General features: G+C 70.4%; 19 protein-coding genes. 5 read left to right on the forward strand and 14 right to left on the reverse strand.

The genetic code is table 11. The features are described 5' to 3' along the window. From VFA06_RS23890 to VFA06_RS23935, 10 genes are all read right to left on the reverse strand, one after another. A partial coding sequence (locus tag VFA06_RS23890) for a hypothetical protein (RefSeq protein WP_324842946.1) occupies positions 1-431 on the reverse strand: 431 nt, incomplete at its 3' end. A gap of 32 nt (positions 432-463) precedes the next feature. Next, positions 464-2,362, reverse strand: a complete 1,899-nt coding sequence (locus VFA06_RS23895) for a hypothetical protein (RefSeq protein ID WP_324842947.1) — start codon at positions 2,360-2,362, stop codon at positions 464-466. 5 nt (positions 2,363-2,367) lie between these two features. Further along, positions 2,368-3,624 carry a glycosyltransferase family 4 protein gene (locus tag VFA06_RS23900; protein WP_324842948.1) on the reverse strand — a complete coding sequence of 419 codons (1,257 nt, stop codon included), beginning with the start codon at positions 3,622-3,624 and terminating at the stop codon, positions 2,368-2,370. Next, positions 3,621-4,712, reverse strand: a complete 1,092-nt coding sequence (locus tag VFA06_RS23905; protein ID WP_324842949.1) for a glycosyltransferase family 4 protein — start codon at positions 4,710-4,712, stop codon at positions 3,621-3,623. Before VFA06_RS23905 ends, VFA06_RS23900 begins: the two co-directional genes overlap by 4 nt. Next, complete coding sequence (locus tag VFA06_RS23910; protein WP_324842950.1) at positions 4,709-5,683, reverse strand: NAD-dependent epimerase/dehydratase family protein; 975 nt, start codon at positions 5,681-5,683, stop codon at positions 4,709-4,711. Before VFA06_RS23910 ends, VFA06_RS23905 begins: the two co-directional genes overlap by 4 nt. Beyond that, positions 5,680-7,092 (reverse strand): hypothetical protein, encoded by a 1,413-nt coding sequence (locus tag VFA06_RS23915; RefSeq protein ID WP_324842951.1) that lies wholly within the window; start codon positions 7,090-7,092, stop codon positions 5,680-5,682. Before VFA06_RS23915 ends, VFA06_RS23910 begins: the two co-directional genes overlap by 4 nt. Next, on the reverse strand, positions 7,089-8,243 hold the full coding sequence (locus VFA06_RS23920) for a glycosyltransferase (RefSeq protein WP_324842952.1): 1,155 nt from the start codon (positions 8,241-8,243) through the stop codon (positions 7,089-7,091). Before VFA06_RS23920 ends, VFA06_RS23915 begins: the two co-directional genes overlap by 4 nt. Further along, positions 8,236-9,201 (reverse strand): diaminopimelate epimerase, encoded by a 966-nt coding sequence (gene dapF / locus VFA06_RS23925; protein ID WP_324842953.1) that lies wholly within the window; start codon positions 9,199-9,201, stop codon positions 8,236-8,238. The genes VFA06_RS23920 and dapF overlap by 8 nt, the downstream gene beginning before the upstream one ends. Beyond that, positions 9,198-10,115 carry an ATP-grasp fold amidoligase family protein gene (locus tag VFA06_RS23930; RefSeq protein ID WP_324842954.1) on the reverse strand — a complete coding sequence of 306 codons (918 nt, stop codon included), beginning with the start codon at positions 10,113-10,115 and terminating at the stop codon, positions 9,198-9,200. The genes dapF and VFA06_RS23930 overlap by 4 nt, the downstream gene beginning before the upstream one ends. Then, complete coding sequence (locus VFA06_RS23935; RefSeq protein WP_324842955.1) at positions 10,115-10,954, reverse strand: glycosyltransferase family 2 protein; 840 nt, start codon at positions 10,952-10,954, stop codon at positions 10,115-10,117. Before VFA06_RS23935 ends, VFA06_RS23930 begins: the two co-directional genes overlap by 1 nt. A gap of 408 nt (positions 10,955-11,362) precedes the next feature. Here VFA06_RS23935 and VFA06_RS23940 point away from each other — a divergent pair, with 408 nt between their 5' ends. From VFA06_RS23940 to VFA06_RS23955, 4 genes are all read left to right on the forward strand, one after another. Continuing rightward, entirely contained in the window at positions 11,363-12,793 is a 1,431-nt protein-coding gene (locus VFA06_RS23940; RefSeq protein ID WP_324842956.1) for an MFS transporter, read from the forward strand. A 5-nt stretch (positions 12,794-12,798) separates the two neighbouring features. After that, positions 12,799-14,547: a S9 family peptidase gene (locus tag VFA06_RS23945; RefSeq protein WP_324842957.1), complete on the forward strand. Its 1,749-nt coding sequence runs from the start codon at positions 12,799-12,801 to the stop codon at positions 14,545-14,547. Between the two features lie 352 nt (positions 14,548-14,899). Continuing rightward, positions 14,900-16,798 (forward strand): RiPP maturation radical SAM C-methyltransferase, encoded by a 1,899-nt coding sequence (locus tag VFA06_RS23950; protein WP_324842958.1) that lies wholly within the window; start codon positions 14,900-14,902, stop codon positions 16,796-16,798. Beyond that, the gene (locus VFA06_RS23955; RefSeq protein ID WP_324842959.1) at positions 16,798-17,526 is read left to right on the forward strand and encodes a DUF5825 family protein; all 729 of its coding nucleotides are present in this window, start codon (positions 16,798-16,800) and stop codon (positions 17,524-17,526) included. Before VFA06_RS23950 ends, VFA06_RS23955 begins: the two co-directional genes overlap by 1 nt. 94 nt (positions 17,527-17,620) lie before the next feature. Here the strand turns inward: VFA06_RS23955 and VFA06_RS23960 are convergent, their stop codons facing one another. Further along, a complete protein-coding gene (locus VFA06_RS23960; RefSeq protein WP_324842960.1) occupies positions 17,621-19,246 on the reverse strand; it encodes an AfsR/SARP family transcriptional regulator in 1,626 nt (541 codons plus the stop codon). A gap of 548 nt (positions 19,247-19,794) precedes the next feature. On the opposite strand from VFA06_RS23960, the gene VFA06_RS23965 reads away from it, so the two are divergent. Next, positions 19,795-20,340: a hypothetical protein gene (locus VFA06_RS23965; protein WP_324842961.1), complete on the forward strand. Its 546-nt coding sequence runs from the start codon at positions 19,795-19,797 to the stop codon at positions 20,338-20,340. Between the two features lie 99 nt (positions 20,341-20,439). Here VFA06_RS23965 and VFA06_RS23970 read toward each other — a convergent pair whose 3' ends face one another. The 3 genes from VFA06_RS23970 to VFA06_RS23980 all read right to left on the reverse strand — a co-directional run bounded on the left by VFA06_RS23970 (position 20,440) and on the right by VFA06_RS23980 (position 22,301). Continuing rightward, entirely contained in the window at positions 20,440-20,904 is a 465-nt protein-coding gene (locus VFA06_RS23970) for a DUF5709 domain-containing protein (protein ID WP_324842962.1), read from the reverse strand. A gap of 110 nt (positions 20,905-21,014) precedes the next feature. Further along, on the reverse strand, positions 21,015-21,533 hold the full coding sequence (locus tag VFA06_RS23975) for a hypothetical protein (RefSeq protein WP_324842963.1): 519 nt from the start codon (positions 21,531-21,533) through the stop codon (positions 21,015-21,017). 96 nt (positions 21,534-21,629) lie between these two features. Next, the gene (locus tag VFA06_RS23980) at positions 21,630-22,301 is read right to left on the reverse strand and encodes a hypothetical protein (protein ID WP_324842964.1); all 672 of its coding nucleotides are present in this window, start codon (positions 22,299-22,301) and stop codon (positions 21,630-21,632) included. Between the last annotated feature and the right edge of the window lie 133 nt (positions 22,302-22,434).

Consider the following 22,434-nt stretch of genomic DNA (forward strand, 5'->3'; position numbering starts at 1 on the left):
GAGGTCGCGGAGTAGTGGACTGCCAGCACCGCTGCGGTGGCGAAGACCAGGACGCCGGTGGCGGCCAGCGGGTACGGCGGCCTGAGCCCTGCCCTTCGTTCGGCGAGTCCAGGGGCGGGGGAGCGCGCGCCGGCCCAGACGGCGGCGACAGTGGCGACCGCCAACGTGAGTGCGGCAGGGACGGTGCTCAGCGCGTGAACGGCGGCGAGCCCGAGAGCGGCCAGAACCAGGAAAACCAGAGTCAGGCCGAGGGCGGGCACGATCGCGTCGAACCGCCGCCGGTGAAGCAACCACAAGGCGAAGGCGAACGCGCCGATCAGACCGAGGCCCGCGACCTGCCGTGCGAGTCCCGGCGAGGACGCGCAGATCACGCCGAACGAGGCGATGGCGAGCGCCGAACACGCCGTCTGAAGCGCCCGTTCAGCCGTCACCGTCACGGCCCTTGAGTTCGCCGTCCTCATCGTCACTGCCCTCCCGCCGAGCCGACGACCTGGTACACGCGCAGCGACCCGGCAGCGTAGATCTCCCGGAACGCGGGACTCGCGTCGAACTTCGCCAGCGACGCGACGGGCAGCGCGGAGTTGTAATACTGCGCCGGCTCAGAGTCGTCGAAGCGGGTGACGCCGGTCGGCAGGTCGAGCACGTCCCGCTGGACGACCACGTACTGGACCCCGGACCTGTGAATCTCGGCCAGCACGTCGCTGCTGACCGTGGGCGGGTAGAAGATCAGCCAGATCCGCGAGCCGTCCTCGGCCGAGGAGAGCACGTCCTGACGCCCCACCGAACCGAGCGCGAGCCCAGTCAGGTCGTCCGTCGCGATGCGGTGGCCCGGGCCGAGGGTGGCGAGCATCCATTGGGCGAGCGCCCGGTCGTCCGGGGTGACGACGGTCGATCCGTTCGTGAGCCGGTAGTCCGGCGCCAACCGCTGCGCGTAGTTCCAGGAAACGGAAATGCCGCCCGCGAATACCAGGGCGACAAGGCACAGGGCCAGCATGCGACACCATCGGGACCGATCGAGGAACGTCTCCAGCAGAAGGGCGAAGCAGATTCCCACGCCCACGTACAAGAACTCGGAGGAACGGTTCGCCGTCTCCTGGCCGCCGGCCGTGAACCGCAGTGGGAGCAGCGCCACCCACGCCAGCGACGACCAGACCAGCAGCTTGGCGATCGTCGGCAGATCGGTTCGCCTGTTGCGATAGAGCGCCGTCGCGACCACGGCAAGGATGACCAGTGTGGCGGCGATAGCCGCCACCCGCTCCCACGCGGGCGCGGTGGCGGCCTGGCCGGTGTTCGCGAACAGGGCGCGCGATGTGTGAAGCGTGGTGATCAGCTGGAAACCCTGTACCGCGGCGCGCGTCAATACCGGGCCGATGTATCCAATGGTGATCGGCGCCACGGCCGCGACCCACACCGCGGCGCTACTGCTGGTCACCGTGGCGGGGAGTGCCGGCACGAACTCCGTCGAACGCCCGGCGGCTTCCGCCCCCGCTGACGCTCTCTCGGAACGACGGCGCCGCAGCCATCCGGCAGCGGCCCACGCGAGGAGTAACGCGGCCAGGACCCAGGCCGTGATGTGGTGGGTAGCCACGATGGCGAGCGCGGCGGCCACGCTGCACGCCACGGCCGGGGCACTTGGCGGCCGGCCGCCCCGGCGCGCCAGAAGGTAGGCGCTGAGCACGGCCAGGGGCAGCGCCAGCGACTCGTAGCCGTACTGGGCATCCCAGTAGAGGAAGTTGGGACCGGAGGCGTACACCAGGACCGCCACGCCGGCTGCGCGGGGCGATCCGAGCAGTTCGTCGACGAGCAGGAACAGCGCCCCGACCAGCGTCAGCCGCGCGCAGCCGATGAGGAGCAGACCGCTGGTATAGAGGGATAATCCGGTCAGCTGGGCGACGGCGTCGGTCGCGACGGCCAGGCCCGGGTAGTAGCCGGTGGTGCGGATCAGGGGGTTGTAGCCGAAGAGCTGACCGGATGTCAGCAGGTTGGCGGCGTTGCGGTAATGCGCGAACTCGTCGTGGAAGGTGAACGCCGTCGGCTCATAGACGACCTTCGCCAGGTACAGCGCGAGCCCGAACCCCAGGGCCACGGCGAGCCGCGCCTGCCGGCCGCGCCGGGACAGCAGCAGAACACTGGCACTTGGCGCGAAGACGAGGGCCAGTCCGGCCCAGAACAGCAGGTAGCCGCCGGATGCCCCGGACCGCGACCGCGCGTCGGCGGCCGCCAGCGCGAAGACGCCCGCGCCGTCGGCGATGAAAGCCGAAGCGACAGCCAGGCCGGCCGCGCGGGCGGCTCGTCGTCCGTGTGTCGTGCCGGGCCCGAGGCGAGGGTAGGCCGTTGCCGCGAGGGTGTTGCGCACCGTCATCCGTTCTAGCGTCCTGACCAGGCCAGCAGTCGGCCGAGCGCGGCGCACGCGGCGCGGTGAATGGTCCGCCGGCGCGGGCTCGCCACCAAGTCCCGGGCGAAGCGGGCGAGGTCTTCGGCGTAGCGCTCGTCGTTCTTCCACGCGACCCAGTCCGGCCCCCGGCCGCCGATGGACTCCCGGAGCGCGGGCTCGGCCAGGGCGTCCATCGCTTGAGCCAGGGCGTCGGCGTCGCCCACCGGGAAGACGCGGCCGACGGACTGCGGAACGCGAGCCCTGATGTCCCCGGCGGCGTCGGAGACGATCACGGGCAGGCCGGCGGCCAGCGCCTCCTCCACGACCAGCCCGTTCGGGTCGCCGTGCGTGGGGAAGACGAGGACGTCGCAGATGGCGTACCACTCCGGAAGCTCGGCCGGCTGCACGAATCCCGCGAAGGTGACCCCGGCCGTGGCTGACTCCTGGTCGAAGTAGCGTGCGTAGTCGACGCCGTCGCCGACTATCAGAAGGCTAATGTCATCGCGAGCCGCACGCACTCGCCGGTAAGCGGTGAACAGCTCGTCCAAGCCCTTGCCCGCCCAGACGCGCCCGACGTAAAGGAAGACGCACCCGGACAGTCCCTGCGCTTCTCGGCGCCGCCGCCGTTCGGCCGCCGTCAACGCGCGACCTCGGCCGTAGTGCGCCACGTCGATCGACTGCGTCACAACGGCGGTGCGCTCCGGCGGCAAGCCGTACCGCACCGCCAGCGCGGCTCCGTCCGGCCCGGGAACCTTCGCCCCGTCGACCGCCTTGAACAGCACCTTCTTGCCCAGCTCCCGCCACCACGTGCGCGTCGACCACGCGTCGAAGTTCGGCAGCACCCGGAACGCGACGCGCCGCGCGGTGGCGAAGCCGAGGATCGCGCCCAGGGCCAGGTTCCAGCGGTCGTACTCGAGCGCGAACACATCCGGGCGCAACCGGCGCAGCTCCTTCACCGGCACCTTGATCCGCCCGAGATAGGACGCGGGGAACTTCCACGCCGACTCGTCCACGTCCCAGGACCGGTCCGGCTCGCGAACGTGCGAGAAGACGGCGTGGAAGTCGAGCTCGGGCCGCTCGACGGCCGCGTTGAAGCGCGCTACCGCATACGGGGTCGGCTGGGTGAACCAGTAGAGCACCCGTACCGGCCGACCCGTCATGCCCGCTCCGGTCGTGCTGCGTGCGTGCACCGCGCGCTCGCTGAGACCGAGCTCGTTCGCGTCGCGTTCGTTCGTGCCGTGCTCGTTCATGTCACCGCCGCCGCGCGTGCGACGCTTCGGTAGACATCAAGCGTCTGCGTCGTCACCTCGTCCCAGGTCGGGATCTGCTGCGCCGACGCGGGCGACTCCTTCAGCGCGAGCTCCAGCGCGGAGGCGAGGACTCCCGGCTCGGCGTCCAGGGGTACCAAGCTGATCGCCCCAGCGGTGCGGTCGCGGATGTCGCGATGAGCCGGGATGTCTGAGGCCACGACCCGGGCGCCCGCCGCCAGCAGTTCCAGGATGGTGACCGGCATCGCCTCGTTGGACGACATGGAGCAGAACACTTCGGCGCTGGCGTACCAGCGGTACAGCAGGTCGGTTTCCACCCGGCCGATGAAGCGGACCCTCTCCCGCAGTCCGCGCTCCTCGGCAAGCGCTTCAAGCGCACCGCGCTCCGGGCCATCCCCGGTGACCACGAGCCGCAGATCGGGCGCAGTCAGGGCCATGGCCTCGATGATGCGATCGATCTGCTTGTATGACTGGAGGCGTCCGCCGGTGACGACTACCGGTCCCGCGTCCGGAAACGGCCGGGCGCCGGTGATCCGTCCCAGGTCGACGCCGTTGGGAATCACAGTGAGGCGGGGCCGGGCGGAGGGAAAGTGGGTGAGGAAGAGGTCGGCCTCGGCGCGGGAAACGCAGATGATGTGTCGTGACCGGGCTGCGATTGCTGCCCCTGCGGCGCGGTAGGGAATGTGGATGGCCTTACGCAGCGGCGAGTGACCAGTGCCGTGGTAGTGCGGCGTGAAGACCATCGGGGACGCACCGGCCATCGCGGCGGCCAGGGGAGCGGCGGAGTGGTAGCCGTGCGCGTGAACCACGTCGTAGCGATGCCGCTCCCGCCGCAGCGTCGCCCACAAAGCCGGAGACAGCGCGAAATGCTGGCTGGGCACCGGCACCCTGTGCCGCCGCACCAGGACGCTGTCGCGTATCTCGGCGTCGGCGAGGCCGGGGGAGTCGTGGTGGGTGAGGATCTCGACGGTCTGCCCCCGGTCGGCCAGCCGCTTGGCGATCTCCTCGACATGCGATTCGACGCCTCCGGCGAACGGGGCGTAGTGCGCCGAGACCATGGCGATTCTCATATCAGCGTCACTCCCGCGCCCACCGGGCGATCCCAGGCGGCCCGCAGGCCGTCGACGAGCGAGGTGCGCGGCGCCCAGTCGAGCAGCTTCTGAGCCAGCGTCGGATCGGCCAGCAGAGTGGGACGATCCACCGGGCGAAGCCGGCTCGGATCGATAACCGGATCCACTCGGCCCGGCGCGTCGGCCGCCGCCATCGAGGTGGTCAAGGCCTTGAGCACTTCGTGGCCTGTGTACGCTCTCCCGCTCCCCACGTTCACCGTCACCGGGTACTCATGGGCGCCGCGTACGTCACCGCAGTACCGGGCCAGCCGCAGCAGCGCGTCGGCGACGTCGTCGACGAACACGTAGTCCCGCCTGGAGGAGAGATTTCCCAGCCGGACCGATTTCCCCGCCTTCATCTGGCAGATGAGGCTGGGGATGAAATGCGCGTTGGTCTCGCCCGGGCCGAAGACGTTGAACAGCCGCGCGATTCCCACCCCGATCCCGGTGCGGGACGCGAAACCGGCCGCCAGTTCTTCGGTCCAGAGCTTGGAGTATCCGTAGACGTCGACCGGTCCGACGGAGTCCTCCTGCTCTTGATGCGGGCCGTCGGCCGGGGCGTACACCGCCGCGGAGGAAGCCAGCACCAGGGAGACCGGGCCGCGCAGCTCGGTCGTGGCCTGCAGCACGGAGCGCGTGCCATCCACGTTGACCGCCAGGCAGCGCGCCGGGTCGGCGTCACAGTCGGGAATGAAGTGCCGCGCGGCTAGATGGAAGACGGCCTGCGGTTGGAAGGAGGCGAAGACGCGGCTGAGGCTGCCGGTCACGTCCTGCTCGATCACCGACACCTGATCCTGGTCCGGTCCCAGGTTCTCGCGCGAGCCACGGGAGCGGTCGTCCACGACGAGCACCTCGCACGACTCGGCCAACAGTCGGCGCACCAGCGCCGAGCCCACGAAACCGCAGCCACCCGTCACCAGGCACCGCATCATGAATCCTCCTTCAACACTGTGACGACGTCGGCTGTGGCTCGAACCGCGGTGGCTTGGACTGCGGCGCCTTGGAGCGCGTTGGATTTGAGCGCAGTGGCTTGGATCGGCGCGGCCTGAACCGCGCCGCGGTGCACGGCCAGATCCAGCGCGCACCAGAGCGCGCCGGCCGTCTGGGTGGCGAGCCAGGCCCAGCCCGCGCCCGCGATGCCCCACCAGCCCAGGGCCAGCGCGGTGAAGGCGAGCCGGGAAACGGAGATGCCCCAGCAAATGGCGGCCGCGGTCCGATAACGCTTGTGCACCCGAAGCACGCCGCGATAAATCGTGACCACCGCGTCGGGAAACGCCCCCAGCGACAGCAGAACGAGCAGCGCGTACGAGTGCGCCGAGTACTGCGCGCCGAAGACGCGCAAGACCAAGCGACCCGCGAAGATCGTGGCCGCGGCGCCCAGGGCGATAAACGGAAGGATCATCTTCATCCCGGACCAGGCCAGCGACAGCACCCGGTCGGGACGGTGGCTGCCCTCAGCGAAGGTGGACGTTCCGACGGCCGACGCGAATACCGCGTAGAAGCCGCCGATCTTCCACGCCACGTAAAACCAGCCCGCGGCCTCCGGAGACACCTTCAGCGCGACGATCACCGGGACGGCGTAGAGCGTCACCTGGTCGCCCACGCTGATCACATAGTTGCCGACCAGGGATTGCCGCATCGACCGGATCTGCCCTCGCAGGCCGGCCAGGCTCGGCCGGTACCCGAACCGACGCACCAGCACCAGCAGGCAGCCCGCCGTTGTGGCCGCCAGCACGCAGGACCAGGCGGACAGGATGCCGGTCGCGCCGAGCACCGCGAACACCGGCAGCACGACGACCACCAGCTTGACGACGGCGAAGACGGTGCTGGCGCCGAGGAACCAGACCGCCTGCCGTTCGGCCAGCCAGACGCTCTCCAGCACCTGAGAGGCCGTCGTGGCCACCACCCCGACGACGAAGGCCGCCACCCACCAGCCGTCCCGATACAGGAACGCCGAATGCCCGATCCGGGACAGCACCGCCACGGTGGCCACGGCGGTGACCGCCGACGTGGCCGAGGTGAACACCAGCGGAGCGGTGATGGTGGTCGACCACTCGCGCGGCCGACGTTTGCCGGGCAACTCGGCCAGCACGGCCATTGATCCGCCGAGGGCGCCCAGCAGCGAGGCGAAGCCCATAGCGGAGACGCCCGCGCCGGCCTCGCCGATGGCGGACGCGGGATACATCCGCGCGGCCACTGTCCAGAAGACGTACCCGAGCAACGAGGTCACGACCGTCGTCGCCGTCAGGTACAGCGAGTTCATGACCAGCGGGTCCCGGGTGCGGCCGTGCAACCAGGAACCAAGCCTCTCGCGCCCGAAGGGCGTGCGCAGAAGCGTCACCGTGACACCGCGTCAGATGACAGCGTGTCGAACAATTCCGTGTAGCCGCGGGCGGTATCGGCCCAGGTACTGACTCCCTCGAACCGGCCGCCGACGAGCTCGGCGGCCTGGAGAATGCCTTTCGCCAGCGAGGCCGGATCGCGCGGATCGGCCAGCACGGCGCCCGGGTAATGACCGGTGGCTTCGATCAGGCCCCCGACCCTCGTCACCACCAGCGGAAGCCCGCTGGCCATCGCGATCTGGAGCGGCCCCGACGAGGAGGAGCGGTGGTAGGGCAGCACGACGATGTCGGCGCCTGCGAAGTAGCCGGCCGCTTCGTCGTCGGTGACGTAACGGTTGACGAACGTGATGCAGTCCCCGTGCGGCGAGGCGGCGATCAGCCGGTTCGGCAGATCCCAGCCCTCCCAGGTCTCGCCGATGAGCGTGAGCCAGAACCGGGAGCGGTCCGGGCCGAGCAGGTCCAGGGCCTCGATCAGATCCTCGACGCCCTTGAACGGCCGGATCACACCGAAATACAGAAGGTTGATAACACCGGCCGGGGCGTCCCGGCGCGGCGGCCGCGACGGGAGGTAGTCGTAGCCGGCGTGCGGAACCAGCGCGACGCTCTCGTTCACCCCGTACCGGTCCTTGACCAGTCCGCGATCGAACTCCGAGTGGACCAGCTGCGCCGCCGTGAGCCCGAGCAGGCAGCGGCCCAACAGGTCCATGTAGCGCGAGACGAACGGCAGCCGAGCCTCGCCGACGTCCTGAGCCTCATGGAACTCGACGACGACGCGGGCCCCGCGCAGCCGGGCGACGAGGGCCAGCGCCAGGTAGGTGTGCAGCACGGCTCCGGTCCACCACTGCAGGACGAGGACCTGCGGTCGCTCCCTGCGCAGGAACGCCACTGCGCGGGCCAGCGACCGGCCCCAGTACCAGTCGACCCCGTCGAAATGCCGTACGCCGGGCGGCAGGCGCAACTGCGTCAGGGCACTGCCTACTCGGGCCCGGCCCGGATACAGGCGAACCGGCACCAGGTTGCGGATGAACACCGCCGAGCACTGATGACCCGCGTCGCTCAGCGCCTCGATCAGGGAGTACGTGTAATAGGTGATCCCGGACAGGAAGCGGGTTCCCGGGCCGACAACGCACACGCGCCTGGGCTCAGCCACCTGAGCCTCCGACGGCCAGCGCGGGCACGATCATCCCCGAGTGCTCGGGGCGTGGTGCGTCCATCGCCGGAATGTTGCCGAACAGGTGGCCGGTGGATCCGCTGATGAGGAGCCCGTGCTCGGTCTCCTCGACCTGTATCTCGCCTTCCTGCACCACCACGCGGACCGGGTAGGGCAGGGCCCAGACGCGGTTGGCGACGTAGGCGGACGCGGCGGACCCGGTGCCGCAGGCCCGCGTTTCGTCCTCGACCCCGACCTCGTACGTGCGGATGCGGACGCCGTCCTCGTACCGCTGCATGAAGTCGACGTGCAGGCCCTCCGGATGATTCACGCGGCGGCACAGCTGGTCGTCGTAGCGCAGCGCGGCGCCGACGGTCCTGACGTCGATCGCATCGAGGCCCTGGTGCTCGTCGAGGAGCACGACCAGGTGAGCCACGCCGCTGAACACGAAGTACTGCTCGTCGGCGACTCGCTGGAACTCCCGCCCGGCGCCGAGCGCGACGCGGATCGCGCCGCCGGCGGCCGAAACCCACTTCGGGCCGTCATCGGTCATGACGACGTCCGCGCCGTCCCGCAGGTATCCTCGCTCGCTGCCGTACTGGGTCACGCAGCGCAGCGCGTTACCGCACATCGTGGCGTTGGTGCCGTCCCGGTCGAAGTAGGTCATCCGAACCGGTCGGCCGGCGGTGCGCACGAAGGCGATCCCGTCCACGCGCGCCGCCGTGAAGGACTCGCAGAGCTCGCGCGCGAGGTCGCTGCCGATCTGGCGCGGGGACAGGCCGCTGAGATCCTCGTCGACGAGGAGGATCAGGTTGCCGTTGCCGTGCATGAGTGAGAAGGCCAGCCGTCCGGCATCGATGCCGGGAACGCCGCTCAGGCGCAGGTTGTCGTAGTCGGCCTGCAGGGCACGACGGTCCAGGCCAAGCATGTCCGGCTCCTTACCGATCACGGGCTTCACGCGGCCGATCGCAGCGTGGGCAGTTGCCATTTGCGTCCGAGTTCGACGTCGAAGGAGGCCGGCCGGAAACGCTCGAAGCCCCCGCAGGGATAGGGAGTGAGCTCGCCGAACACGATCGATCCGTCGAAGGCGTAGAGGTCCACCCGGATGAAGTCGAAGGGCTTGCCCAGCTGGTGCGCGATGTCCAGCATCCGGTCCAGGTCGGGCGGCGGCGGCGCGACAGGGGCGATTCCCTGCGGCCCGTAGAGCACCTCGAGCGGCGTCCAGTCGGCCCGGTACAGCCGCTGCTGATTCCCGTCGTACCGGTTCACCATCTCGATGAGGTCCGGCTTGCCGTCGAAGACGAAGATCTTGTAATCGGGCGGCGGCGCTCCCGGCGGCCCGAGCAATTCCTCGACCAGGAGCATCGGCCGGGCTTTGGCATAGGCCCATTCGCGCAGCTTGCTCGACTCGAAGGAATCGAGCCACGTCGCCGTGACGGCCGAGAGCTGCGTTCCGTCGGCCGGTCCCCGGCCGAAATGGATCAGCCCGGAGCGGTGATTCGGCTTGAGCACCCAGTGCTCGGGCAGGTCCACCCCTTGCAGATCGCCGATATCCGAGCCGGACCAGATCGTCCGCGGAACGCGCAGCCGCTCCAGTCCCGCCTTGGCGGCGTATTCCTTCATGGCCAGCTTGTCGCAGGTCCATTCGAGCAGGGGCCTGCGATCGTTGATGATGCGCCAGTTGACCTTGTCGCTGAACGTGACGGGCTGGCCGAAGCGCGGGAACTTTCGCTGGTAGTAGACGTAGAGCAGTCGCCGTTCTAAGCCCACGGGCAAGCGGTAGACCACCGACTGGGCCGCGCCGCGCAGGCCTTTCGTCATGCCGGCCGCGGCCGTCTTCGTTCCCTTGTCGCCTGTTACCGTGCCGGCCATCATTCTGCCTCTCGTGATGCTGGGGCCTGAAATGCCGCGAACTGTTCGCGCACACCGGTTTCGGAATATTCGTCAGCCGGTTTCATCTCCGCCGCGTGACGGGCGCGCCGTTCGGCGAAAATCGTCCGCAGCACGCGAAGGCCGTCACTGAACGCCGTGAGATTGCTGACGCCGTGGATACGGGAATGCTCGAAGCTGGGCACCTCGACGACGGCCAGGCGCGCCACCGTGACGCGTATGGCGATCAGCGTTTCGATCTCGAATCCGTCACCCCACAACCGTTGTGCTCCGTCCTCGGGCGGCGGTGTGGTCGAATCCAGCCGCAACACCGGAAGGTGCCGTCGCCAGAACACGTTGAACCCATAACAGAGATCCGTGTAGGCCGTTTTGTAGGCGCGATTCACCATCGCCATGAGCACGCGATTACCCAACGTTCGCAGCCGGGTGAGGTCGGCGCTTCCGCCGCCCGGGGCGAACCTGCTTCCCTTGGCGAAATCGGCGCCGCCGAGAAGGGCCTGGACGAAGGCGGGAATCTCGCCGGGATCGGCCGATCCGTCCGCGTCGAGCATGACGATGATCTGGCCGGTGGCGGCCGCGAAACCGCAGGCCAGGGCGTTGCCCTTGCCGCTGCGGTTCTGCATGACGACCCGGCTGTCCGGGCGCAGCCGGCGCACCACCGCGCAGGTGTCGTCGACCGAGTGGCCGTCCACGACGATTACTTCGTGAAGGCCCCGCGGGAGTCGTGCGAATACGTGAGGCAGATTGCGTGCCTCATTCAGAGTGGGAATGACCACGGAAACCGTTGGCCAGGACGCAGGCAGGTGCGTCTGAGTCGTCATGTTCCCCGTTCCGCGATACACGCTCGGTCGGCCAAAGCGTGGCTTCGCTCCGGTCGGTGCAACTTCGGGCTGTAGGCAAAGAAGGCAGGCTCAATAGGACGCAGGTCGGCAAACCTGTGTCCTCAGAAACTCGCTGCGGGTAGACCCTGCTAAGGGCCGGTAAATAAGCTAGCTGGCAAGCCGCCCTCTGTGCATGTGATTGCTCCCCTGTCCCTCGCTGTTGCTACTGAAGACGTCCATCCCCGGCGCCGGGTTGCGGTAAATCAGGAAAAGTGGCCGGCGCCGTGCGCGCACACCCCGACGCGGCCGCCGGCCCCGGCCCCGGTGCAGTCCGACTCAGGGTTCTGACCTGCGGATTAGGGAATCGCCAAACAATTCCCAAAGCGCGGCCTCGTAGGTTGCGTCGTGATGAACACCCAGGAGACGGTCTCACCGCACGCCGCGCCCGCCGCCAGGCGCCGCGACTTCCGGCTGTTCTGGCTCGGCGGCGCGGCCAACCAGCTCGGCTCGCACGCCTCGGCGCTGGCCCTGCCGCTGCTGGTGCTGGCGCTGGGCGCCTCCGCGGTCACCGCGGGCGCCGTCGGCACCGTGGCCGCGGTCACCGAGGTGCTGCTCACCCCGGTCTTCGGCGTGTACGCCGACCGCGGATCGCGCCGGGCCATGATGATCGGCGCGCTGGCCGCCGCCGCGCTGGCCGCCGGCGCGATCGCCCTGGCGGCCGGGACCCGGCACGCGACGCTGCCGCTGCTGTTCGGCTGCACGGTGCTCGGCGGCGCGGCCACTGCCGCCTACGCGGCCGCGGCCACCGCCTCGATCAGGGCTCTGCTGCCGCCCGAGGAGCCGGAGAGGGCGCTGGGCACGCTCCAGGCCCGCGAGCAGGCGGCGAAGCTGGCCGGGCCGGGCGTGGGCGGCGCCCTGTACCAGGCGGCGGCCTGGATTCCGTTCCTCGCCGACGCGCTCTCCTTCCTCATCGCCGCGGCCTGCGCGCGCGCCATCCGGGCCGATCTGCGGCCGGCCCGCGAGCGGGTCGGCGACGAAGCCTCGCCGGCGGATGCGGGCTCGACGACCGCGTCTGTGTCCGAGTCCGCGTCTGCGTCCGTGTCCGCATCCGGGTCCCCGTCGGCCCCGGCGCCGGGATCCGCGCTCGCCGGGTTCCGCCGGGAGTTCGCCGACGGCCTGCGGTTCCTCTTCAGTCGGCCGTTCCTGCGCTTCGTGACGCTCTGGGCCGGCGGGGTGAACCTGATCATCGGTGCGCTCTACTACGCCGTCATCCTCACCGCGCGGCTGCACGGCGCGTCCTCCGGTTTCCTCGGGCTGACGCTGACCCTGGCCGGCGCCGCGGGCGTCGCCGGAGCGCTGCTGGCACCCCGGCTGCTCGGCCTGATCCGAGCCGGCACGCTGGTCGTCGTCGCCTCCTGGACGATGGCCGTGGTGCTGCTTCCGCTGTCCCTGACCGCCTCCGCCCCGCTCTGGGCCGACGGACTGGTCCTGGGCGCGCTCTCGCTGCTGACGCCCGCGCTGAGCATCGTCTTCCAGAGCAAGGCGATCATGATGACCCCGGACGTGCTGCAGGGCCGCGTCGGCACCGCGCTCGGGCTGCTGGGCGAAGGCACCGGAGCGCTCGCGCCCGTCGCTGCCGGGGCGCTGGTCGCCGGGCTACGGCCGGCCCCCCAGGCGCTGCTCTACGCCGCCTGTCTCGCGCTGCTCGCCGTCTACGCCACCGTCAACGCCGGACGCCTGCGCCGCGAGGCACCGCCGCAGCCCGAAGCCCAAACGACCGCGACGGAGGCCAAGCCCCCGTACCTGCCGTCACAGCCACAGCTTCGAGCCGAGGGGTGAGTGCGATGGAAGTCAGCGTTCGTGTCTTCTTCCCCGAGCCCCCGGCCTTCGCGGAGCTCGACCCGAGCCGCGCGGTCTACATCGGAGACGCGGAAAGCCGCTGCGAGGTCTTCGCCTGGGACGTGGCCCGCGGCACCCGGCGGCGGCTCACCGACCGCGAGCAGGGAACGGTGGCCTGCGCCATCAACCCGGCCGGCACGCAGGTCTGGTGGTTCGACGACGATGTGGACGGCGTCGGCGAGTGGCGGGTGCTGCCCTTCGGCGGCGGGCCGGCGCGCCCGGCCGGTCTGCCGCGCGGCCGCTGCGCCGGGCTGGCGATGGCCTTGGACGGCACCGCCGCGGCCGGCGTCAGCGGCGAGCGGGGCACGGCTGTCTACCAGGTCACCCCGGATGGATCAGTGCACTTGATCACTCGGACTGCGGACCACGCACAGCTCGTTGACATCTCCGGCTCCGCCCAGATGGTCGCGCTGGCGGCGGAGCCGGACGCGCCCGACGCGGTGACGGTCGTCTCGCTGCGAACCGGTAAGCGCACGGTCCTGTCGGGAGCGGCGAACCCGTTGTGGGCGGCGGGATTCGCGCCCGGTGAAGCGGGATCCGTGCACGCGCCGGAGCGCCTGCTGCTGACGGTGCACCGCCCGGGGGAGTACCGCCTGGCGCTGTGGACCGCCGAGGAAGGCATGACAGTGCTCGACTGGTGCGGGTTCGACACCGAGATCTCGCCCAGCTGGTACCCCGATGGAAACCGCATCCTGATACGCCAGGACCGGCACGCCCGCAGCGCCCTGCACGAGCTCGACCTGCGCGCCCGCAGCGTCGAGCGCCTGGACACCCCCGCGGGCGCCATCCTCGCCGCCGCCGCGCAACCGGACGGCGACCTACATTACGTGTGGACCGACAGCCGGCATCCGCCGCGGCTGTGCACCGTCTCCGGCCGGCGCCCGCCGGAACCCGAACCGGACGCGCCGCACCCCGGCCGCCGCGACGAACTGTGGGTGCCCACCCCCGCCGGCCCGGTGCACACCCTGCTCACGCTGCCCGACGCCGCCGGGCCGCATCCCGCGGTCTTCCTGCTGCACGGCGGGCCCTACGACGCGGCGCGCGATGCCTACGATCCGCTGGTCTCCGTGTTCGCGGCGATCGGATGCGCCGTGGTGCGCCCCAACTACCGCGGCTCGACCGGCTACGGCGCGGCGTGGCGGGACCGCTTCGAGGAGGGCGTGGGGCTCACTCAGCTCAACGACGTCGCCGCCGTGCGCGCCCACCTGATCGAATCAGGGCTCATCGACCCCGGGCGCACCGCCGTGTGCGGCCAGTCCTGGGGCGGCTACCTCGCGCTGCTGGCGGCCGGCGTGCAGCCGGATTCGTGGCAGGCCGTCGCGGCCGTCAATCCGATCGCGGACTACCCGGCGGCGTTCTACGAGGCCACCGCCGCCGTGCGCGCCCTGGACGTGCGGCTCTTCGGCGGAAACCCACGCCAGAAGCCCGACGAATACGCGCGCAGCAGCCCGGCCACGTACGCCGCGGAGGTACGCGCCCCGGTGCTCATCCTGGCCGGCACCGACGATCCGAAGTGCCCGCCGGGACAGATCCGCAGGTATGCCGCCGCGCTCAGGAACCACGGCCACCCGCCGCAGCTCGAATGGACGGCCTCAGGCCACGAGGGTTACCGGATCGGCGTACACGTGCAGGTCATCAGCGCGGTCGTCCGCTTCCTCGGGCTCGCCATGGGGGGAAAGCCGGTGCCGGCCTGAGCCGCCCGGCCCTAGTCCACCGGCCGAACCCGGCCGGGCAACGATCCGACCCGGTGGAGGGAGGTGTTCACATGCGTAAGAGCGTCGTGCACAACGACCCGCTCGGCGGAAACCGCGACCAGGCTCGTTCAGTCTCGGTCAGCGTGTCCGTCACGGTGAGGTGGTGACGTCCTGAGCCAGCCGCGGGCCGGGGTCTCGCCCCGTGCGGTCCCGGCCCGCCGCCACCGCCGCCCTCTGCCTCTGCACTGCATCGCACCGAAGTGCGCTGCGCTGCGTCGCGCACGGCTCTAGCCCCGTACGCCGAACCGATCACCGTCCCGCCGACCCCGCAGGAAGAGAAGCGAGGAGCACCGTGCGGATTCTCCTGGTCAACATGCCCTGGGCACTGATCGACGTGCCCTCTCTCGCGCTGGGCATCCTGCGGCGGGCCGCCCGGGACGCCGTGCCGGACACCGAGATCGAGGTCGTCCACGCCAACCTCGATTACGTGGACTGGATCACCAAGCGCCTCGACTTCAGCGTCGAGGACTACCACTACTACTCGCTGTCGACCTACTTCAGCGGAGCCGGCGACTGGGTGTTCTCCTCCGCCCTCTACGACGACCCGCACTGGCGCGAGGCGGAGCTGCTCGAGCAGGTGCCGATGTCGGAGGCGCACCGGCGCACCTCGCTGGAGCTGCATCGCTGCGCCGGCGAGTTCATCCGGGACTTCGCCGAGCGCATTGCGGGGCTCGAACCCGACCTGGTCGGCTTCACCTCCACCTTCCAGCAGAACATGCCCGCGCTCGCCGCCGCCCGCGCGATCAAGCGGCTGGCGCCGCGCACCCTGATCGCGATGGGCGGCGCCAACTGCGACGGGGCGCAGGGCGAGGCGCTGCACCGCAACTTCCGGTTCGTGGACTTCGTCGTGCGCGGCGAGGGCGAGGTCGCATTCCCGCAGCTGCTGCGCAGGCTGCGTGCGGGCGATCCGCCCGCGGACGTGCCCGGCCTGTGCTGGCGCGACCAGGACGGCGCGGCGGTCGCGAATCCGATGAGCACCCGGCCGCTCGCCCCCGCCGAGATCATCTCGCCGGACTACGACGGCTACTTCGAGCGGCTGGACAGTTCGGCGGCCCGCGAATGGGTCGAGCCGAAGCTGATCGTGGAGGGTGCGCGCGGCTGCTGGTGGGGGGAGAAGCACCACTGCACCTTCTGCGGGCTCAACGGTTCGTTCATGCAGTTCCGCAGCAAGAGCCCGGCCTCGTTCCGGGACGAGATCCTGGAGCTGGTGCGGCGCCACCAGGTGCTGGACATGTTCGTGGTCGACAACATCCTCGACATGGGCTACCTGAGCTCGCTGCTGCCCTCGATCATCGAGTCCGGATACGACCTGCGGATGCAGTACGAGATCAAGTCCAACATGCGCCGCGAGCAGCTGGAGACACTCTCCGCGGCCGGACTGGTCAACGTGCAGCCGGGCATCGAGAGCCTCAGCGGCAGGGTGCTGAAGCTGATGGACAAGGGCGTGACCGGCCACCAGAACGTCAGGATGCTGCGAGACGCCTCCAGCACCGGCCTGTCGGTCGCCTGGAACTATCTCTACGGCTTCCCGGGAGAGGGCGCTCAGGACTACCTGCCGATCATCGAGCAGCTGCCCGCGCTGCACCACCTGCCGCCGCCGGACGGCGTCTCGCGCATCGCGATCGAGCGCTTCAGCCCCTACTTCGACCGGCCCGACCTCGGCTTCGCGAACCTGCGCCCGGCCGCGCAGTACCTGATGAACTACGACCTGCCGGAATCGGAACTGCTCGACCTCGGCTACGTGTTCGCCGCGGAGAACCAGGGCATCGACGAAGAGGTCGCCGACCGGTTGCGCGACGCCGTCGCGGCCTGGCGGCGCGCCTTCGCCCGAAGCCGCCTCTCCCACACCGACCTGGGCACCGAGATCCTGCTGGTCAGCCGGCGCGCCGGGTTCGACTGGAGCACGCTGCGCCTGACCGACCCGATGCAGGTCGCCGCGTTCCGGCTGCTCGAGCAGCCGCACACCGCGCCCGGCCTGGCCGGCAAACTCGCGGACGCCGGATTCGAGCGCGGCGTCGACGAGGTGCGGACCCTGCTGGACGACTGGCAGCGGCTCGGCCTGGTGTTCACAGACGGCGGCTACTACGTACACGTCGCACCCGACTCGAAGAACCAGGACCTGATGCGCATCGACGTGAGCGAACCCGAACCCGAGCCACTATCCGAACCCGCGCCGGTAGGAGCTTCCTGATGAGTGTCGCGACCACTGACGCGGCGCAGCCCGCCGCTCTCGGCGAGCCGCTCGCGCTCACGCTGTGGCGAGAGCACGACGAGGAGGTGCTCGGCCTCGGGCTGCCCGCTCTCTCCATGGGCCGGCGCGACGCGCTCGCCGCGAACGGTGACGGCGAACACGGAGAAACCGACGGTGCCGACGATCCGGCCGCCCTGGTCGAAGGCCTCTTCCGAGACGGCCTGCGCCGCGCCGCCTTCAGCCGGCCGGTGGACCTGACCGGCGGCATGGACGAGCCGACGCTGGTGCGCGCGATGCTCCTGCTGCGCGAGCTCACCAGCTGGGGGATCGCGGTCGATTGGCGGCTGCGGCCGGGAGAGCACACCGAGGTCTGGCGCCGGCTCAACCACCTGTATCCGCCCGCCGAACTGATCGGGCAGCCGGACGCGCAAGAGGCGCTGGACACGTGGCGCGAGACGTTCTACCTGTGCAAATGCGTGTATCGGCGCGGTCCTGGCTTTATCGAGGTGCGCGATCGGCGCAACGGCACGCTCTCGCGCTTCGTCATCGACGACCCGGCGTATCTGGCCGCTGTCGAAGCCCTGATCGGCGGCGCCCCGGCGGCGAGTGTGCCCGCCGGGATCCTGGAGGATTTCACCGCGGAAGGGCTGGCCGGGGTCGCCGGCGGTTCAGCCTGGTGGCTGCCGTACCGGGTGCGCCGCTGGCCGTGGCCCTCGATGATCGTGTGACGGTGTGAGCGCCTGAGCGTGGCTGTGTGCGTGTGACTGCGTGACCGGGTGCGCCGCGCAAGCCCGTGCCTGCGCGGCGCACCCGCAGAACGCATCAGATCCCTGTGACTGCGAGATCGGCGAGGCTGGGCGCTGCCGCCGGCGACCCGACCGCCGATCCCGGCGGCAGGTCAGGCTGCGCTCGCAGCTCGGCCACCACCTCGGCGAGCGGCCGGTCCGCCTGCACCGCCGCCAGCGCTGCCGCGGCACTCAGCTCCAGGGGCCGGCCGCCGCACAGCGCGACCAGCTCTTCCACCGCCGCCGATTGCCCGGCGCAGCGCCGCTCGCCGAGCCGCCGCGCCACCAGTTCCCGAGCTTCCTGCGGCGTGAGCACGTCCAGCGCGATCGGATGCGCCCCCTCGACCGCGATCAGGTCGGTGAGCTGTGCGCGGCTCGTGGTGAGCGTGAGGCAGGGCCCGGTGCCGGGAAGCAGCGGGCGAACTTGCTCGTAATCGAGGGCGTTGTCGAGCACGATCAGCACCCTGCGGCCGGCGAGCAGGCTGCGGTAGAGGGCGGAGCGCTCCTGCTCGTCGGCCGGGATCATCGCCGAGCCGAGGCCGAGGGCGCGTAGAAACCAGCGCAGGGCCTCGGAGGCGGTGACCGGCTGGCGCGAGCGGTCGTGACCGCACAGATCCACATACAGCTGCGCGTCGGGGAACCGGTCGAGATTGCGATGCGACCAGTGCAGCGCGAGTGCGGTCTTGCCGATCCCGGCCGCGCCGCTGATCGCGACGACCGCGGGAGCGCCGCCCGACCCGCCGGATCCGCCGAATACCTCGTCTGTGCTCTCACTCGCCGCCAGCTCTTCATCGATCACGAGCAGCTCTCGGGCGCGCCCGACGAACAGTCTCGGGGCAGCGGGCAACTGCCGCGGCGCGGTCACCGGGCACGCGCGCGGGCGCGCCGCGGCCGGGGTGGGAACGGGCGCGCTGAGCGCCGGGTCGCCGAGCAGGATCTGCTGGTGGAAAGCCTGCAGGGCCGGGCTCGGGTCCGCGCCGAGCTCCTCGGCGAGGCGGGCCCGCAGCCGCTGGTAGTGCTGCAGCGCGTCGGCCTGGCGTCCACAGCGCAGCAGGGCGAGCATGAGCTGCCCGGCAAGGCGTTCGTCCAGCGGATGCTCGCGGGCCCAGAACGACAGCTCCGCGAGGACCGCGCCGTGCAGGCCGTTGCGCAGCTGCAGGTCGGTGAGGTCGCGCTGGGCCGCGTGCCGCTCCTGGCTCAGCCTCGCGCGCACGCCGTTGAGGTATGGGGTGTCCTGCGTCCCGAGCGCGTCGCCGCGCCACTGCGCCAGCGCCTGCTCGAACAGCGAGATCGCGCGGCGATCGTCGGTCTCGGCGCGCGCCTCGCGTACCAGCGCGCGGAACTTGTGCACGTCGATCAGCTGCTCGTCCACGCTGAGCAGGTAGCCGTTCGAACGCCGCACGATCGATACCTCCTTGATCGTGCGAAGCGCCCGGCGCAGTAGGGAGACGTAGGTCTGCACCGTGTGCCGCGGCCGGTCGGGCAGCCGGCTGTCGCCCCAGACCCGATCGAGCAGCTGGTCGGCCGTCACCGGCCGGTTCGCCTGGAGCAGCAGCGCCGCCAGCACCCCCTGCCCCCGCGGCGGCCCGACGTTGACGACCGCGCCGCCGACGTGCACTTCCACCGGACCGAGCACGTTGAAGCGCAGCTCGGAATCAGGCATCGAGTTTCCCACCCTTCTGATCTGTCCGCGGGCGGGAGCCGACGGCATCCGCGCCCCGGGGCCGAGGCTCCGGGGCGGTCGCGCAGCGATCAGCGGTCCGGCCGGCGGACGCACCATGCGCACACCGTCACAGCCGGCGCGGTGAGACGAGGCGGCCAGGCGGACGCCGTTCGCTCACCGGTACGGCCCCTCCGCCCGGGTGCGCGTGAAACAGACGGCCGTAGTCCGTCGTGTGGACCTGCTGAATCCGGCCGTCGCGAGATACGCATCGCGTCTCTAGGAGTGGACTCCTATACAGCACCCCCTGACACTGCGCGCGAATGACAGTTTCATCTCGCCGGCAGGCACACGGTCCGAAAACGCGCAGGTCGCCGATGCCACGCGCCTGCCAGTTCGACCGGTGCCGTCCTTCACAGTGTGCTGTGATTATTCCGCAACGCAAGATTTGACCGCGTCTTCTGCCCGAACGGGCACCGCCGCCCCCGGGACGGGAACGCAGCACACTGAGTGTTCGTTGCCTCGGAGACGGGCTTGGGCGGGAGGCGGCGGTGAAAGAGTTCGAAGACCGTTTGGCGGCGGTAGCGCGCATGCAGGCAGACCTGCTGGAGTTGGTGCACCGCAGCACCCTGGACGTCGTGGCGGCGCGCAAGCGGCTCGACGAGCGGATCGAGGACCTCGAGGCCGCCGAGCGCCGAATCGCCGACCAGCACCGCGCCGCCGCGGCGGCCGGCGAAGAGGACGCCGACCTTCTCCAGGACCAGTCCGCGCGTACCCGGCAACGCGTCCAGGAGTTGCGCGAGGACCTCGACGGACTGCGCGGCGCCGAGGACCTGCTGACCGCGCGGGCCGCGCAGATGCAGGACCAGATCACCGACTTCCGCAACACGATGGAGCTGGTCTCCGCGAAAGTCGTCGCCGCCCGCACCTCAGCCGTCACCGCCGAGGCCCTGGACACGCTGCGCGACGCGCTGACTTATATCGAGCTTGTGGTCGCCGAGCCCGGACGACGACGCGCCGAGCGAAGCAGGGTGACGATCAAGCCCACCCCACCGCCGCCCGCCAACCAGCCGCCGACCCGAGCCGCCGGCTCCTGAACCCTACTCGACAACCCCCGCCGCCTAGAACTATGCGGCGCGGCCTTTCTAGTTCTGTGCGGTGCGGTGTGCGCGGCGCCGCAGGGGAGTGGCGCACGTTCAGAAGTCCAGCTCCTCCTCGGGCACCAGGTGCATCGCCGCCTCCTCCGCGCTCGCGGCGCCTGCATCGATCCCCACGTCCGAGGCGATCAGATCCGCCTCGTCGTCCCCGTGTGCGCCCTCGTCCGGCGCGACCAGCCGCCCGGCACGATACTCGCCCGCTTCAGGGTCGATCGGCTCGCCGTCACCGCCCGGCAGGTCGCCTATCTCCTCCGGCTCGTCGGCCCCCACGTCGGGCACTTCCTGAGCGAGCCGCTCGTCGAGGCTCTCGCCGTCATGCTGCTCCGCCGCGGTGATGCCGATCTTGGTGGCCCCCAGCGGCTTCTCCGGCGGCGAATACCCTTCATCGAGCACGTCGTCGTAATCGCGCTCGTCCAGCGCGTCCTCAAGGTCCAGCGGCGCCGCGTCCGCTTGCTCCTCGTTGTCCGGCTGGTAGACGTCGTCTCCCATGAGCTGGTCGGCCATGCTCGCCTCCCTGTTTGGCGATCCACGATGGGTCAGCACCAGCGGTACTACCCGATGCGCCTGAGATCAACATCCCGCAGCGGACCAGGTGCACGTCGAATCGCCTAGGCCTAGTCGCCGCCAGCGCGCACCAACCCGCCGACTTGTATGAAGATCCCTCGCGCGCGCCTGATCTCCGCTTCCGTGGCCTCGCCGGCCGAGCCCTCCCGCGCGGCCGCGCTGTAACTCTCCAGCGCCATGGCAGCCCGAGCGAAGCGGGCGCGCCGGGCCTCGGGTTCGCCACCGAGTTCGATGTCGATCAAGCTCGCCAGGAGCGCGCACTGCGCCAGATCGCCGTAGCGCGAGGCCAGGTCCCGCCTCCGACGCCCGAAGCGACTCAAAGCTCCTTTTTCCGTGTGGCCGCCCGCGATCGGCAGCCCGTCCAAGACCGCCAGACAAGCCGCGAGCTTTCCCCGCCGCTCTGCCGAGTGCAGGAGCCCGGCTTCCCTCAACAGGCGCCCGGCATCTCCCGCGCCGATCCGATCGAGCATCTCCTCAATATCGGCGGCGCAGGAGCCGGCCAGCGCAGCGATCATCTCGGGCGCGCTGCGGCTGCCTTCGAGCGCCGACTCGATCGTCGCCCACGTCATAGTCACGACAGACACTCCTAGCAGCAGCCCACATGGCTCGGCGCGGCACCAGCGGGGTCGATCCGAGCATTACGGCAACGGACATGGCACCATGATTTACCGAGGGCGCGACGGCTGACGCATCTGCACCCCGAGCTCGTGTGCCCGGGTGCTCCAGGCGTCGGGCGGACTGCCGACGACGGTGACGGCGAGTCCTTGGCGCTTGAGCTGGACGATCAACGGCCACGCGAGCTCGGCGAGCATGTCCGCGTCGCCCTGCAGATCTTGCGCCCATGCCTCCAGGTCGATCGTGACCCCGTCCTGCCTCTGCGTGCCGCCTCCGGCCTCTAGGGCGCGCCGGTTGGCCTGGAGTAAGTCGGCCGGATGTGCCTGGCCACCCGCAGTGCCGGCGGTCAGTGCGGCTACCGCGGAATGGCCGACGTCCTTGGTGACCCGTGCCAGGTCCTCCATGGTCGGCGCGATGAAGTACCCGTCGATGTCGCTTTCGAGGATGCGGCTGATAGGGCCGCGGAAGTTGGCCCCGTAGGCGTCGTCGGTGAATTCGGTGGCGAGCAGTCGAGCCTTGGGGAACATCCCGCGCATGAGTCCGATGAGAGTCGGGCTGGAGGGCGGGACGAGGACGATGTCGGCGTCCGGCCCGGCCTCGCGGATGTCGACGACGATATGGCCGGGGCCGAGGCGCTCGGCGAGTGCCTCGCGGGTGCGCCGCTTAAAGGCGATGGCCGTGACGACCACGATCGGCCGGGTCTGCGTTACCTCGCCTGTCATGGGATCACCGGCGGAAACGACCTCGCCCCGGCTAACGGTGGGAAGATCGGTCTCGGTGGCAGCGTCAGGCGGTTCGACGCTCGCTTCGGCGCGCTCAGGCCTCTTCAAACGCTGTCGCGGATCGTCAGGCGCC

This window comes from Actinocrinis sp., assembly GCF_035653575.1.
GTDB lineage: Bacteria > Actinomycetota > Actinomycetes > Streptomycetales > Catenulisporaceae > Actinocrinis.

Excerpts from the sequence above, each read along its gene's own strand:
- VFA06_RS23895 (WP_324842947.1), bottom strand. The coding sequence starts at position 2,362 with ATGACGGTGCGCAACACCCTCGCGGCAACGGCCTACCCTCGCCTCGGG.
- VFA06_RS23900 (WP_324842948.1), bottom strand. The coding sequence starts at position 3,624 with ATGAACGAGCACGGCACGAACGAACGCGACGCGAACGAGCTCGGTCTC.
- VFA06_RS23905 (WP_324842949.1), bottom strand. The coding sequence starts at position 4,712 with ATGAGAATCGCCATGGTCTCGGCGCACTACGCCCCGTTCGCCGGAGGC.
- VFA06_RS23910 (WP_324842950.1), bottom strand. The coding sequence starts at position 5,683 with ATGATGCGGTGCCTGGTGACGGGTGGCTGCGGTTTCGTGGGCTCGGCG.
- VFA06_RS23930 (WP_324842954.1), bottom strand. The coding sequence starts at position 10,115 with ATGGCCGGCACGGTAACAGGCGACAAGGGAACGAAGACGGCCGCGGCC.
- VFA06_RS23935 (WP_324842955.1), bottom strand. The coding sequence starts at position 10,954 with ATGACGACTCAGACGCACCTGCCTGCGTCCTGGCCAACGGTTTCCGTG.
- VFA06_RS23940 (WP_324842956.1), top strand. The coding sequence starts at position 11,363 with ATGAACACCCAGGAGACGGTCTCACCGCACGCCGCGCCCGCCGCCAGG.
- VFA06_RS23945 (WP_324842957.1), top strand. The coding sequence starts at position 12,799 with ATGGAAGTCAGCGTTCGTGTCTTCTTCCCCGAGCCCCCGGCCTTCGCG.
- VFA06_RS23955 (WP_324842959.1), top strand. The coding sequence starts at position 16,798 with ATGAGTGTCGCGACCACTGACGCGGCGCAGCCCGCCGCTCTCGGCGAG.
- VFA06_RS23960 (WP_324842960.1), bottom strand. The coding sequence starts at position 19,246 with ATGCCTGATTCCGAGCTGCGCTTCAACGTGCTCGGTCCGGTGGAAGTG.
- VFA06_RS23970 (WP_324842962.1), bottom strand. The coding sequence starts at position 20,904 with ATGGCCGACCAGCTCATGGGAGACGACGTCTACCAGCCGGACAACGAG.
- VFA06_RS23975 (WP_324842963.1), bottom strand. The coding sequence starts at position 21,533 with ATGACGTGGGCGACGATCGAGTCGGCGCTCGAAGGCAGCCGCAGCGCG.
- VFA06_RS23980 (WP_324842964.1), bottom strand. The coding sequence starts at position 22,301 with ATGACAGGCGAGGTAACGCAGACCCGGCCGATCGTGGTCGTCACGGCC.